This is a genomic window from Pseudomonas sp. GW821-FHT12A04 (assembly GCF_058807755.1).
This window is the reverse complement of record NZ_JBXAQZ010000023.1, coordinates 26,205-40,529: the sequence shown is the minus strand read 5'-3', so window position 1 is coordinate 40,529 and position 14,325 is coordinate 26,205. Positions and strand designations below refer to the sequence as shown.

12 protein-coding genes are annotated in these 14,325 nt (G+C 63.1%); 7 read left to right on the top strand and 5 right to left on the bottom strand.

Features of this window, described 5'->3' with window-relative positions:
• Positions 1–202: 202 nt before the first annotated feature.
• The gene (locus AC1RS8_RS27230) at positions 203–892 is read right to left on the bottom strand and encodes a GntR family transcriptional regulator (protein WP_007973313.1); all 690 of its coding nucleotides are present in this window, start codon (positions 890–892) and stop codon (positions 203–205) included.
• A gap of 140 nt (positions 893–1,032) precedes the next feature.
• Between AC1RS8_RS27230 and AC1RS8_RS27225 the strand changes: the two genes are divergently transcribed.
• The 7 genes from AC1RS8_RS27225 to AC1RS8_RS27195 all read left to right on the top strand — a co-directional run bounded on the left by AC1RS8_RS27225 (position 1,033) and on the right by AC1RS8_RS27195 (position 8,398).
• Complete coding sequence (locus tag AC1RS8_RS27225; RefSeq protein WP_154909259.1) at positions 1,033–2,118, top strand: ABC transporter ATP-binding protein; 1,086 nt, start codon at positions 1,033–1,035, stop codon at positions 2,116–2,118.
• Position 2,119: 1 nt separating this feature from the next.
• The gene (locus AC1RS8_RS27220) at positions 2,120–3,037 is read left to right on the top strand and encodes an ABC transporter permease (RefSeq protein WP_015094870.1); all 918 of its coding nucleotides are present in this window, start codon (positions 2,120–2,122) and stop codon (positions 3,035–3,037) included.
• Entirely contained in the window at positions 3,034–3,822 is a 789-nt protein-coding gene (locus AC1RS8_RS27215; RefSeq protein WP_057714357.1) for an ABC transporter permease, read from the top strand. The genes AC1RS8_RS27220 and AC1RS8_RS27215 overlap by 4 nt, the downstream gene beginning before the upstream one ends.
• 16 nt (positions 3,823–3,838) lie before the next feature.
• A complete protein-coding gene (locus AC1RS8_RS27210; protein WP_090455671.1) occupies positions 3,839–4,906 on the top strand; it encodes an extracellular solute-binding protein in 1,068 nt (355 codons plus the stop codon).
• Positions 4,907–5,042: 136 nt separating this feature from the next.
• Positions 5,043–6,239 (top strand): amidohydrolase family protein, encoded by a 1,197-nt coding sequence (locus AC1RS8_RS27205; protein ID WP_489338630.1) that lies wholly within the window; start codon positions 5,043–5,045, stop codon positions 6,237–6,239.
• The gene (locus AC1RS8_RS27200) at positions 6,236–7,723 is read left to right on the top strand and encodes an amidohydrolase family protein (protein WP_489338631.1); all 1,488 of its coding nucleotides are present in this window, start codon (positions 6,236–6,238) and stop codon (positions 7,721–7,723) included. The genes AC1RS8_RS27205 and AC1RS8_RS27200 overlap by 4 nt, the downstream gene beginning before the upstream one ends.
• A 12-nt stretch (positions 7,724–7,735) precedes the next feature.
• Positions 7,736–8,398, top strand: coding sequence for a flavin reductase family protein (locus tag AC1RS8_RS27195; RefSeq protein ID WP_007973324.1), 663 nt, complete (start codon positions 7,736–7,738; stop codon positions 8,396–8,398).
• Between the two features lie 186 nt (positions 8,399–8,584).
• Here AC1RS8_RS27195 and AC1RS8_RS27190 read toward each other — a convergent pair whose 3' ends face one another.
• From AC1RS8_RS27190 to lexA, 4 genes are read right to left on the bottom strand one after another with little or no spacing between them, the layout of a single operon-like run.
• Complete coding sequence (locus AC1RS8_RS27190; RefSeq protein WP_489338632.1) at positions 8,585–11,683, bottom strand: error-prone DNA polymerase; 3,099 nt, start codon at positions 11,681–11,683, stop codon at positions 8,585–8,587.
• Positions 11,659–13,074, bottom strand: a complete 1,416-nt coding sequence (locus AC1RS8_RS27185) for a Y-family DNA polymerase (protein ID WP_489338633.1) — start codon at positions 13,072–13,074, stop codon at positions 11,659–11,661. Before AC1RS8_RS27185 ends, AC1RS8_RS27190 begins: the two co-directional genes overlap by 25 nt.
• A gap of 7 nt (positions 13,075–13,081) precedes the next feature.
• Positions 13,082–13,699 (bottom strand): translesion DNA synthesis-associated protein ImuA, encoded by a 618-nt coding sequence (imuA, locus tag AC1RS8_RS27180; protein ID WP_489338634.1) that lies wholly within the window; start codon positions 13,697–13,699, stop codon positions 13,082–13,084.
• Positions 13,699–14,316, bottom strand: a complete 618-nt coding sequence (gene lexA, locus AC1RS8_RS27175) for a transcriptional repressor LexA (RefSeq protein ID WP_057396940.1) — start codon at positions 14,314–14,316, stop codon at positions 13,699–13,701. The genes imuA and lexA overlap by 1 nt, the downstream gene beginning before the upstream one ends.
• Positions 14,317–14,325 lie beyond the last annotated feature (9 nt).

The following is a 14,325-nucleotide window of genomic DNA, read 5'->3' as shown; positions in this document are numbered from 1 at the left end:
GCACCCGTTTGTTTCGAGCATCCTGCACGCTATTCGTTTCATAGAGGTATAGCTGATTCTCGCGGGCCACTGGAGATCCCTTGTGGGAGCGGGCTTGCTCGCGAAGGCGGTGTGTCATTCAACATATTCATCTGCTGATACACCGCTTTCGCGAGCAAGCCCGCTCCCACAATTTGGTCCTCGGTAACCGAGAGTCCATGCACTACACCTCGATCAAGTGCTTCAGCGGGTTGTAACTGCTTTTCAGGGTGGCCGCGACATCCAGAATGGCCTTCTCGATGCCATTCAAATGCATGCAGGTCAGTTCGATGGCCGCACTCTGGTTGCCTGCTTCGATGTATTCGATCAGCCGCAGGTGTTCGTCGTCGCGGCAGGCTTCGTGGCTGTCGTCATCCAGAGCGGCGGCATACAGCGACGCCCGGGAAATCAGCTTCTGGAACCAGTCGAGCAACACCGGGTTGTTCAGGCTGCGCGCCAGTTTGATGTGGAACTCGCCAAGCAGGTGAATCAGCCGTTCATGATCGCCGCTTTGATGCGCTTCATCTTCCAGCAGCAAGTGATCGCGCAGGTCCTGGGTCACCGCCGTATCACGCCGGCGGCACAGTTCGCTGACGATGCCGATCTCGACCAGGCGACGGGTTTCGAACAACGAACGGATCTCTTCGTCACTGGGCAGCGACACCGACGCACCTTTATTGGGCTCGGTGGTGACCAGCCCGTCGGCTTCCAATTGCTTGAGCGCGGCCCGGACAGACGTGCGGCTGACATTGAACAGCTCGGCCAAAGAGGCTTCGCCGAGCTTCATGCCCGGACGCAACGAACGCTTGCTGATCGCCTCGTAAACCCCTTGGTAGACGCGGTCGACCGTAGTTTCCAGTTTCTTTTCCGTCATTCATCAACTCCTTGCGCCCTGTGCAAACGACCCTGGCGAATGAACAGCCATTGAAAAAGGGGCTTGCACGGACAGATTAATCCGGGTATTTCTAAATTGCATCCAGATTTTGCATACAATAATTAGAGGAATGCACCATAATGGGTCATCCAACAGCAATCGAAGTGCGAAACGTCTCAAAGCGATATTCCGACGATCCGGGGCTGGCACCAGCCCTCGATAACGTCTCGGTGGACATTGCCGACAACGAATTCTTCACCCTGCTCGGCCCCTCCGGCTGCGGCAAAACCACCCTGCTGCGCACCATCGCCGGCTTCGAGCATGTCAGCGACGGTGAGATCCGTCTCGCTGGCGAACCGGTCAACGATTTGCCGCCGTTCAAGCGTCGGGTCAACACGGTGTTCCAGAGTTACGCGCTGTTTCCGCACATGAGTGTTGCGCAGAATATCGCCTTCGGCCTCGAGATGCAGGGCCTTGATCGCAAACTGATTCCGCAGCGGGTCGATGAGATGCTCGCGCTGGTGCAAATGCAGCACCTGGCCAAGCGTAAACCGGCCGAACTGTCCGGCGGCCAACAGCAACGGGTGGCTCTGGCCCGGGCCCTGGCGCCAAAACCCAAAGTGCTGTTGCTGGACGAACCGCTGTCGGCCCTGGACCTCAAGCTGCGCAAGGAAATGCAGGTCGAACTCAAGCGCGTACAGAAAGAAGCCGGGATCACCTTCATTTTCGTCACCCACGATCAGGAGGAAGCGCTGACCCTGTCCGATCGCATCGCCGTGATGTCCGCCGGCAAGATCCTGCAAATCGGCTCGCCCAATGAAATCTACGAACGGCCGCAACACCAGTTCGTCGCGCAATTCATCGGCGACATCAACTTTCTCCCCGGCCACCTCAAGCGCGGCCAGCAGAACGAAAAGCTCTTCGTGCCCAACGGCATGCCCGTGGAAATCCCCTGCCCGGCCCAGGGTTTTGACGGCAGCAAGGTGCAACTGGCGTTCCGCCCCGAGCGTTCGCAACTGGTCGAGCCGACCCAACCGCATCATCTGCGCGGTGTGATCGAGGCCGTGCTGTATGTCGGCACGGCCACGCTCTATCAATGCCGCCTGAACAACGACATCAAGGTCATGCTGCGCGAGAACAACGAAGGCCTGAACCACGGTCGGGTGGTGGGTGATCGTGTCGCGGTCAACCTGCCGCCCCACGCCTGCCTGTTGATGGAGGCCTGAGATGAGCGTCAGCAGCACTTCCCCAGCCCTCAACCGCGCGCTGTTGCTCAGCCCGGTGGTCCTGACCCTGCTGGCCCTGATCGCCATTCCGCTGGGCATCATGGGCTACATCAGCCTGCTGCCGCGCAACGTCTATGGCGGCGTCGACTGGCAGGCCGACTGGCAATTGCAAAGCTACGTGCAACTGTTTTTCCAGGAAGGTTTCGATGGCGAACTGGAGCTGAACTGGGTCTACGCCCAGGCATTGCTGCGCTCGGTGTTCCAGGCCGGTGGCACCACGGTCCTGTGTTTCCTGTTCGGCTTCCCCGTGGCGTTGTGGATGTCGAGCCTGACACCCCGTCGACGCAACCTGATGGTGTTGCTGATCACCATCCCGTTCTGGACCAACCTGCTGATCCGCAACTACGCCTGGCTGATCATCCTGCGCGAGCACGGCTGGGTCGCCCAGAGCCTCAACGCGCTGTTCCCCCAGGCCGGTGGCATCACCCTGCTCTACAACGACTTCGCGGTCAGCGTCGGCCTGGTCTACAGCTTCCTGCCGTTCATGATCCTGCCAATCTACTCGACCCTGGAAAAGCTCGACTGGCGTTTGGTGGAAGCCGCCTATGACCTCGGTGCCAATCGCTGGCACGCGTTGCGGCGGATCATCCTGCCGCTGTCGATGCCGGGGGTGATCGCAGGTGCCTTGTTGGTGTTCGTGCCAAGCCTGGGCGCCTTCATTACCCCGGCGATCCTTGGCGGCGGCAAGACGCTGATGATCGGCAACCTGATCCAGCAGCAGTTCGGTACCGCGCGCAACTGGCCGCTGGGCAGTTCGCTGTCGTTCCTGTTGCTGGGGATCATGTTGCTGTCCCTGGTGCTCTACGCCCTCTATAGCCGCAATGCCGCCAAGACCCAACGCCCGGGAGCACAAGCATGATCGCCCTGCACCTGAAGAAACTGCCCCTGACCCGTGAAGTCAGCCTGTTGATGCTGGCCTACCTGTACCTGCCGATCTTTGTATTGATCGCCTACAGCTTCAACGCCAACCGCTCGGCGACGGTGTGGACCGAGTTCTCGTTCGACTGGTACGGGCGAATCCTGGCCAACCCGTCGATCCAGACCGCGGCGCTGAACTCGATCATCGTCGCCAGCATCGCTACGGTCTGCGCCACGGCGATTGCCCTGCTCGCGGCACTGGCGACCTACCGGCCGTTCTACGGACAGAAAATGGTCGAGGGCGGGATCAACCTGCCACTGATTCTGCCGGAGATCGTCACCGCCGTGGCCACCCTGCTGCTGTTCATGGCACTGGGGATCAAGCTCGGTCTGCTGACGGTGATCGTTGCGCACATCGGCTTCTGCATTCCCTTCGCCTACCTGCCGATCCGCGCGCGGCTCAACGACCTGGACAAGAGCCTGCTGGAAGCGGCGAACGACCTGTACGCCAACCCCTGGCAGGTGTTCCGCCGGGTGACCTTGCCGCTGCTGTGGCCGGCGGTGCTGTCCGGCTCGGTGCTGGCGTTCGTGGTCAGTCTCGACGATTTCATCATGACCTTCTTCGTCGCGGGCCCCGGCTCGACGACCCTGCCGGTGTACATCTTCTCGGCGATCAAGGCCGGTGTGACGCCGGAGATCAATGCGATTTCGACCCTGATGCTGGTGATTTCCATCGTGCTGGTAGTGCTGGCCTTCTGGCTGGGACAGCGCGGCAAACAACAATAAGCCTGGAGACTTCTATATGAGCAAGAAAGTGAAAAGCATGCGTTTCGCCGTTGCCGGTCTGGCCTTGAGTTGCTTCACCGCGTTCACGGCGTTCAGCGCCCAGGCCGCCGAGCCCAAGGAACTGTTCTTCTACAACTGGACCGACTACTACCCGGTGGAGCTGCTGGCCAAGTTCGAAAAGGAGACCGGGATCAAGGTCACCATGGACGGCTACGACAGCAACGAAACCCTGCTGGCCAAGTTGCAGGCCGGCGGCGCGGCGTACGACGTGATCGTGCCGTCGCAATCGATCATGCGCACCCTGATCAACCAGGACCTGCTACTGGAAATCGACGCCTCGGCCCTGCCCAACTTCCAGTACGTCAAACCGGCGTTCCGCGACCCGAGCTTCGACCCCGGCCGCAAGTTCTCGGCACCGTACCTGTGGGGCACCACCGGGTTCTCCTATGACAGCGCCCGGGTGCCCGGCGGCAAGCTTGACGACTCGTGGAAAGAGTTCTTCGAGCCGCGCAAGGAACTGCAAGGTCAGCTCGCCGCCCTCGACACCTCCAGCAGCGTGATCAACGCCGCCAGTCACTACCTGAATGTCGACGAGTGCAGCGAAAACCCGCAGGACGCCAAGCGCATCCTCGAACTGCTGCAAAAACAGAAACCCTTCCTGAAGATGTACAGCTCGGACAACACGGTCGACCGCATGGCCAGCGGTGAAGTGATCATGATGCAGAACTGGAACGGTTCTACAGCGCGGGCCACCCTGCAGAAGAGCACCATCAAGTACGTCTACCCCCGTGAAGGCCTGGCGATGTTCCAGGACAACTTCGCCGTACCGAAAAGCGCACCGCACCCCGGCAACGCGAAGATCTTCATCGACTGGATGATGAAACCGGAAAACGCCGCCGCCGTGTCCAACGCCATCGCCTACGCCAACGGCATCCAGAGCGACAAGCTGATCGACGCCAAATGGCGGGTGATGGACGCCATCAACATGCCCGACGAATTCGCCGCGCGCCTGCGCCCGGAAAAGGAATGCAGCAACAAGGCGCGGGAGCTGCAGGACCGCATTTGGGCCAAGCTCAAGGGCTGATTGCCTTTCGACCGAGTCGCGCCCATCGCGAGCAAGCTCGCTCCCACAGGGATTTTGTGAACGTCAAAGATCTACTGTGGGAGCGAGCTTGCTCGCGATGAGGCCCGCCAAGACACCATTGAATTTGAGGTTTGCAATGAATCAACCCCGCTGGCTGCGCAACGTGCGCCCCTACGGCGCCACCGCCGAAGACCTGCTGATCGAAAACGGCCGCTTCAGCCAACGCCGCCCCGCTTCTAACGAAGCCCTGTCGGCCACCGACATCGACGGCCAGGACCAGTTGCTCACCCCCGCCCTGGTGGAAAGCCACGTGCACCTGGACAAAACCCTCTGGGGCCAGCCCTGGCGCCCCAACAGTGCCGGCCCGACCCTCAAGGACTACATCGCCAACGAACGGCGCATCCTGCGTGAAGTCACCACACCGATTGCGCAACGGGCCGGCGCCCTGCTGGAAAACTGCATCGCCCGCGGCTCGCTGACCATGCGTTGCCACGTCGACATCGACCCGGAATTCGGCCTGCGGCATGTCGAGGCCATGCAGCAACTGCGTGAAAACTACCGCGACCTGATCGACCTGCAACTGGTGGTGTTCCCGCAGACTGGCTTGATCAGCCGCCCCGGCACCGCCGAACTGATGCGCGAAGCCATGGCCCTGGGCGTGGAGAACGTCGGCGGGCTGGACCCGTGCGGTATCGATAACGACCCTGTCGCACAACTGGATTTCGTCTTCAAACTGGCCAGCGAATTCGACCGTGGTATCGACATTCACCTGCACGACAAAGGTGAGCTGGGCCTGTGGCAGATCGCGCTGATTGCTGACTACACCGAGCGCTTCGGCCGCCAAGGCCGGGTGATGATCAGCCACGCGTACTGCCTGGGGATGTTGCCGTGGAGCCAGGTCAAACCGGTGGCCGAGCGCCTGGCGACACTGGGCATTTCGCTGATGAGCTCGGCCCCGGCCGATTGCGCGGTGCCGCCTTTCCTGGCCCTGCGCGAAACCGGCGTGAATGTGTGCCTGGGCTCGGACGGTATTCGTGATGCCTGGTCGCCCATGGGCAACGGCGACATGCTGGAGCGGGCGATGTTGCTGGCGTTTCGTTTCGATTTGAACAAGGACGAAGAACTGGCGGCAGCGTTCGAGGCGGCGACCGTCAACGGCGCCCAGGCGCTGGGTTGCCAAGCCAATCGCCTGGAGATTGGCCAGCCGGCGGACTTCCTGTTGATGCCGGTACAAACACTGGGTGAGGCGGTGGTTTCGCGGCCGCTGCGCCAGGTCTATCGCGCGGGTCAGTTGATTGCTGCGGGTGGCCGTTTGCTGGAAAGCCGTCTGTGAAGCGCATTGGCTTGCGGGCCAGTTGCGTGGTCGGCTTCGACGGTACGCAGCATGTGCTGTGGCGCGATGGCGAAGTGGTGTTCGAAGGCGCACGCATCGAGTTTGTCGGTCGTGGTTATGCGGGGCCGGTGGATCAGTGGGTTGATTACGGTAATGCGCTGATCGGTCCCGGCTTCATCGATCTGGATGCCTTGGGCGATCTCGATTCCACGGTGCTGACCCTGGACAACGGCGACGAGCGCGACATGGGCCGGATGTGGTCGGCGCAGTATCTGGCCCATGGATCGCGGGAAAGCTACAGCCCCGAAGAAGAAGTCTTCAAATACCGCTACGCCTTCACCCAACTGATCCGCAACGGCATCACCACGGCCATGCCGATCACGTCGATGTATTACCGCGAGTGGGCCGAGACCTACGACGAATTTGCGGCGGTCGCAGGTGTGGCCGCCGAACTGGGGTTACGCGCTTACCTCGGTCCCTGCTACATGAGCGGCATGAGTTACTGGCAGGCCGATGGAACCCTGGCGCACCACTGGGACGAAGCCCGGGGCATGGCCGGGCTCGACGCCGCCGAGCGGTTTTTCCGGGATTTCGACGGCGCGCACAACGGCCTGATTCGCGGTGCGCTGCTGCCCGATCGCATCCAGACCTGCACCCCGGCGTTGCTGCAACGCACCGCCGCGCTGAGCCGGGAACTCAACGCACCGATGCGTTTGCACTGCTGCCAGGGCCTCGGTGAAGTGACGATGGTCGAGCAACTGCGCGGCACCTCGCCACTGGGCTGGTTGCAGCAGCTTGGGCTTTTGACCCCGCGCAGCCTGCTGCCCCACGGCATCTACACCCGAGGCGATGACGACCTGCAACGGGTGGTGGACGGCGGCGCCAGTCTGGTGCATTGCCCGGTGGTGTTTGCCCGAGACGGCGAGGCGCTGAATTCGTTTGGTCGCTATCGGGCCAAAGGCATCAACTTCGCCCTGGGCACCGACACCTGGCCCGCGGACTTGCTGGACAACATGCGCCAGGGCTTGAACATCGCTCGCCTTATGGAAGGCGGTAACGATCTGACCAGCACGCTGGACCTGTACAACGCCGCGACCCTCGGCGGTGCCAAGGCACTGGGCCGCGACGATCTCGGACGCCTGGCGCCCGGGGCCAAGGCCGACATCACCGTGTTCAACCTGCGCGGGATGCACCTGGGGCCGCTATTCGATCCACTGAAAAATCTTGTTCTGGCCGGTCGCGGTGACGACTGTATCGCCAGCTACATCGACGGCCGCTGCGTGATGCGGGACGGCCAGGTCGAGGGCCTCGACTACCCCGCCCTGCAACGCCAGGCCCAACGCCAATTCGAAAAATTGATGCGCAGCCACAGCGACCGGGCCTTTGGCCAACCGGACTGGAAAAGCCTGTTCCAGCCCGCCATCCCGTTCGCCGACGACTACAGCGCACAGGCGCCACTGAGCGCGATTGATCCACTTCTCTAGAGATTTCTGCCCATGCAAAGCTTCGACTTCAGCACATTGAGCCCACGGGACAAATACAAGATCCTGATCGGCAGCGTCGTGCCACGGCCGATAGCCCTGGTCACCACCGTCGACGGCGAAGGCCGGATCAACGCGGCGCCGTTCAGCTTCTTCAATGCGCTTTCCGCCGATCCACCGATCCTCGCCCTGGGTGTGGAAAACTACGGCGACCAAAGCCCCAAGGACACCACTCGCAATATCCAGCTCAATCAGGAATTCACCGTGAACATCGTCAGCGATGCCTTGGTGGAAGCCATGAACGTCTGCGCCGTGCCCTTCGCCCCCGGCTTCGATGAACTGACCGCCGCCGGCCTCACCGCCATCCCCGGCACCACGGTCAAATGCCCGCGCATCGGCGAAGCTCCGGTGGCGCTGGAGTGCCGCCGGATGATGGCCCTGTCCATCGGCCAATCCCGGGAGATCATCTTTGGTGAAGTGCTGATGGCCCATGTGCGTGACGAACTGATCGATCCGAAAACCCTGTACATCGACCAGTTGGGGCTGGATGCGATAGGACGCATGGGCGGGCATGGTTATGCGCGTACGCGGGATTACTTCGACTTACCGACACGCTCGTTGCAGGCCTGGACGGATGCGCCGGGGGGTGGCGAGCGGTTTTGGCCGCTGGCCAAATAACAGGCATTAACACAAACCCTGGGGGGAGCGGCTTTTGTGGCGAGGGGGCTTGCCCCCGTTGGGCTGCGAAGCTGCCCCCAAACCAATCACCGCAATAATTTCAGGCACACCGCATTCAACGGTTTTACGACGGCTTCGCCGCCGAACGGGGGCAAGCCCCCTCGCCACAAAAGCTCCCGCCGTGGATCAGTGAAAATCCCGGCTGCGCACAGTAATGCCATCCAGCAACGGGCTCAGGTCACTCAAGCGTCCGGCTATCAGATGCCGGACCTCACCCTCTTTCTCCCAGCGCCCATCGACCTTGAGCAACTGCGAGCCGACCAGCACCTGGCGTTGACGCTCGGCCAGGTCGCGCCACACCACCACGTTGACGTTGCCGAACTCGTCCTCAAGGGTGACGAACGTCACGCCGCTGGCGGTGGCCGGGCGTTGTCGGCCGGTGACCAGCCCGGCAACGCTGACTGGCCGACCGTGCTCGACGTCCAGCAACTCCTTCGAACTGCGGCAGCGCCGCGCCTTCAACTCACCGCGTAACAGGGCCAACGGATGCGGCCCGAGGGTGGTGCCGACACTGGCGTAATCGGCTTGCAGGTCCTCGCCCACAGTGGGCTTTGGCAACGACACCGCGTCCTCCTCCCGGCTCGGCAGGCCGGCAAACAAACCCAGCTGCTTTTGTACCCCGGCCACTTCCCAACGTGCCCGATGCCGGTCGCCGGCCAGTCCACGCAACGCGCCGGCATCGGCCAGTTGCTCCTGGGCGCGGGCATCGAGTCGCGCCCGTTCGCCGAGGTCGGCAATGTCGGCAAACGCCCCTTTGGAGCGTGCCGCCTCGATGCGTCGGGCATCGTCCTCGCGAAAGCCCTTGATCATGCGTAGCCCCAAGCGAATCGCCGGTTGCGCACCGCTGATCGGTTCCAGACTGCAATCCCAGTCGCTGGTGCGCACGTCCACCGGGCGAACCTGCAAATGATGGCGCCTGACGTCCTGCAGAATCTGGTCCGGGCTGTAGAACCCCATCGGCCAACTGTTGATCAGCGCACAAGCGAAGGCCGCCGGCTCGTGGCATTTCAACCAGCAACTGGCGTAAGTCAGCAAGGCAAAACTGGCCGCGTGAGACTCGGGAAAACCGTAGCTGCCAAAGCCCTTGATCTGCTCGAAGATCTGCGCGGCAAACTCCGGCGTGTAGCCTTTTTTCTTCATGCCGGCGGCCAGTCGATCCTTGTGCGGTTCGAGCCCGCCGTGGCGTTTCCAGGCAGCCATGGAGCGGCGTAGCTGGTCGGCCTCGCCGGGGCTGTAGTCGGCGGCGACGATGGCGATCTGCATCACCTGTTCCTGAAACAGCGGCACGCCAAGGGTGCGTTTGAGTACCACTTCCAGCTCCGGCGACGGATAGGCCTCCGGTTCTTCCTTGTTCCGTCGCTGCAGGTACGGATGCACCATGCCGCCCTGGATCGGTCCGGGGCGAACGATGGCGACCTCGATCACCAGGTCGTAAAACGTCTTCGGCCTGAGCCTCGGCAGCATCGACATCTGCGCCCGGGATTCGATCTGGAACACGCCGATGGTGTCGGCCCGACCGATCATTTCGTAGGTGGCCGCATCTTCGGACGGGATGGTCGCCAGGCTCAGGTCCAGCCCCCGGTGCCGGCGCAGCAGATCGAAACATCGGCGAATCGCGCTGAGCATGCCCAGCGCCAGGATATCGACCTTGAGCAAACCGACCGCATCGAGGTCATCCTTGTCCCACTGGATGATGGTGCGTTCGGCCATGGCGGCATTTTCCACCGGCACCAGACTGTCCAGCGGCTGCTCGGAAATCACGAAACCGCCGGGGTGCTGGGACAAATGCCGGGGAAAGCCGATCAACTGCCCCGTCAGGCTCAACACCCGGTGCAGCACCGGGCTCTGCGGATCAAAACCACCTTCACGCAGGCGTTCAACGGGGGGCGTTTCATCGCTCCAGTGACCGCAACAATCGGCCAAGGCGTTGATCTGGTCCGGTGGCAAGCCCAGTGCCTTGGCCACATCCCGTACCGCACCGGCGGCGTGGTAAGTGCTGACCACCGCGGTCAATGCGGCCCGGGCCCGGCCATAACGCTGGAACACGTACTGCAAGACTTCCTCGCGGCGCTCGTGCTCGAAATCGACGTCGATGTCCGGCGGTTCGTTGCGTTCCTTGGACAGAAAGCGCTCGAACAGCAACGTGGTGCGATCCGGATCGATTTCGGTGATCCCCAGGGCGAAGCACACCGCCGAGTTGGCGGCAGAACCACGACCCTGACAAAGAATCTGTTGCTGGCGGGCAAAGCGCACGATGTCGTGGACCGTCAGGAAATAGCTTTCATAGCCCAGCTCCGCGATCAGTTGCAGCTCCTTGTCGATCTGCACCAGCACTTCGCTTTTCGGCCCTTTTGGCCAGCGCCACTGGATGCCTTCCTCGGTCAAATGACGCAGCCACGAGGTGGCCGAGTGCCCTTGCGGCACCAGTTCGCGGGGGTACTGGTAACGCAACTGGCCAAGATCAAAGGTGCAACGCCGGACGATATTCAGTGTTTCCGCCAGCAAGGCTGGCGGGTAAAGCGCCTGCAGCACGTCGAGGCTGCGCAGATGCCGTTCGCCGTTGGGGTGCAGGCGCAACCCGGCATCGGCCACCGACAGGTGATGACGGATCGCGGTCATGGTGTCCTGCAAGGCGCGCCGGCCGCGAGCGTGCATGTGCACATCGCCACTGGCCACGGCCGGAATCAGCAATTCCCTGGCCAGTGTCAGCAGATCATCCAGACGCCGGGCATCGTCCTGACCGCGATGCAACTGCACCGCCAGCCACAGGCGCTCGGCGAAGACCTGCTTGAGCCAGTGGCCCTGCTCAAAGGCATCGACAGCGTCCGGCACCCACAACGCCAGCAATCCTGGCAAGGGTTCGCTGAAGTCTTCGTGTAACACCTGGTACTGGCCTTTCTGCGTGCGGCGCCGGGCGCGGGTGATCAATCGGCACAACGCCTGGTACCCCTCGAGGTTCTCCACCAACAACACCAGTTTCGGGCCGTTCTCGATACGTATTTCACTGCCGATGATCAGCGGCAACTCCACGGACTTCGCCGCTTGCCAGGCGCGAACGATGCCCGCCAGGGTGCATTCGTCGGTCATCGCCAGGGCTTGATAACCCTGTTTTTTCGCGCGCTGGAACAGCTCGAGAGCACTGGACGCCCCGCGCTGGAAGCTGAAGTTCGACAGGCAGTGCAATTCGGCATATTCGATGCTCATGCGAACCAGCCCTGCAGCCACAACGGGCCGTCCTCACCGACCGCCCGGTAGGCCCAGCCCTGTTGGCCGGCACGGGTTTCGATCAGGTAATAGTCACGGCGTACGTCGTCACCGTCCCACCAGCCGGACTCGATACGCTCCGGCCCCATGAGGATGCGCGCCGAGCCCTGATGCACGGCCAAGGGTTCAGTCAGCAGCCAGCCCGGCCGTTTCACCGCGGCCGGCACCGCGCAAGGCTGGCTGTCGGCACTGACCTGCCACGCGCACTCGGGGCGGTGATCGGCCTGGAAACCCAAGCCATGCACCGCGTCATCCCCCAGCCGTGCACGCAGGCGTTCGCGCAGTTGCTCCCAGGGCAAGGACTGCTGCGGGCGATCGTCGAACAGCTCCTGATGTTGGGGCACGAAGGTCGGCAAATCCTCGGCGCGCAGGCGAAAGCCGCGCACCGGCGCCTCGACCTGGACCTGCTCCAGCCGCCCACGGGCCAGTTCGAAGAGCATCGCCGCATCCCGTTCGGCACTGAGCAGGCCAACCTTGATGAGCGTATCCGGTAACCCGGCGTGCTCCAGATGCAGGTCGAAACGCTGTACGCCGCTGTCGCGACCGCAGAGGAACGCCGACAGGTCGCCGGTCAACCGGCGCAACGGAAACAGCAAGGCCTGATGGGACTGCACATCGAAATTGAGCTCGATACGCACATCGAAGCGGTCCGGCGGCAGGTAAAACGCCAGCGCCAGCCGCCGTAAACCCGACAGGGCATCCAGATGCTTGAGCACCTGAGCCTCGAAACGCCGGGCCAGGCTATGCCGGGGCAGCGTCTGCACCTGGCTCAAGGTGCGCAAGCCCATGCGCGACAAGGCCGTGGCGGCCGATGCGTCGAGGCCGATCCGGTCGACGGGCATTTGCCCCAGATGATGCTGCAAGGCTTGATCGTCCGGGACTACCAGACCGTCATAGGCGTTGGCCAGCATCCGCGCCGCCACCGGGTTGGGCGCGGCCACGATGCGGTGCCGAAACCCCAGCTCGCCGAGCTCACGGCGCAAAAGTGCTTCGAACTGCGGCCAGGCGCCAAACAAGCCGAGGCTGGATTCGATCTCGAACACCACGGCCCGAGGGTAATGCACGCTGACCTGGGAACTGAAGCGATAGGCCCAGGCGGCGAGAAACTGTTGCCAGTGCTCGATTTCAGCGGCGTCGTATTCGGCCGTGGCGAAGCCTTTGCTCAAGGCCTGTGCCGCGCTCATGGACTGGCCGGGACGCAAACCCAGCGCCCGCGCCGCATCGTTGACCGCCTGCAGCACCCGGCGCTGGGCCGGGCCGGTCAGCAACGTCAGGGGTTCATCGGGATCGGCACGCTGACGCAGTACCGCATCCAGCGCCAATTGCGGGAAAACAATGCAGACCCAGCGCATGGCAACCTCAATGCCCCACGGCGAAGGCAATCGGTGCCGAACGGGCCAGGCCGCCGCGGCACTTGAGCACACGCAGTTGTGCCGGTTGGGCATCGATGGCGATGCGCAAGGCCGCCGGCGAAGGGTTGATCGCTTCACTGAGGGGACGATAGGCGAAGGCCAGGGTCTGGCCGGTTTCCGCCGCCACCTGCAAGCGGCGCAAGGCGCGGTCATCGGCCTTGTGCGGCCAGCACAGCACCGCACCGCAACTGCCCGAACGCAGGCATTGCTCCGCGGCCCACAGCGCATCGCGCTCGCTGGCGTGGATGATCGACAACTGACGCAGATCGACCCCGGCGTTCTGCCACGCCTGGGGATACGGCACATAAGGCGGCGCCACCAGCACGATGCGCTCGCCCGCCGCCGACAGCCGTGCCAGCGTCGGCCACACCAGTTGCAACTCACCCACGCCCTGCCCGGCCAAGAGGATTTCCGTCAGCGCCGCCTCCGGCCAGCCTCCGCTGGGCAAGGCAGCGTCCAGCGCGGCATGCCCGGTGGGTTGCGGGCTGGCGGCCGGTGGCGCAGGCCGGCCCTTCCAGACCTGGCCAGCATTGAACAGCGTATCCAGCGCAACGACGGCCCCCATCAGCCTTGCCTCACCAGGCCACAGAACACGCCTTCGATGGCCAGGTCCTGATCGGCTTCGACAATGATCGGCTGGTAGGCCGGGTTGCGTGGCAGCAGGCGAACCACATCGCCGACCCGCTCGAAGCGCTTGATGGTGACTTCGCCGTCGAGCCGCGCCACGACGATCTGGCCGTTGAGCGCCTCGGGGTTGCGGTGCACGCCCACCAGGTCGCCGTCGAGAATGCCGTCCTCGATCATCGAGTCACCCCGGACCCGCAGCATGTAGTCCGGCACCCGCGAGAAAATCGACGGATCAAGCAGCAAGCGGCTATGGACCTCCGCATCGGCCCCGATCGGCGCACCGGCCGCCACCCGGCCGAGTACCGGGATGTCCAGCAACTCGGGACGCGGCGGCTGCCCGAGCAGGCGAATGCCCCGGGCCTGGTGCGGGTTGACCTCGATAAACCCGGCTTCGGTCAGCGCCAGCACATGCTTGCGCGCCACACTGCGGGAGGCAAAACCGAACGCCTCGCTGATTTCAGCGAGGCTCGGAGGCTGACCGTGCTCGGCGATGCGATCGCGGATGAAGGTCAGGATGGCGGTACGGCGGGGAGTCAGAGTCGTCATGGAGTACATTTGTACTCT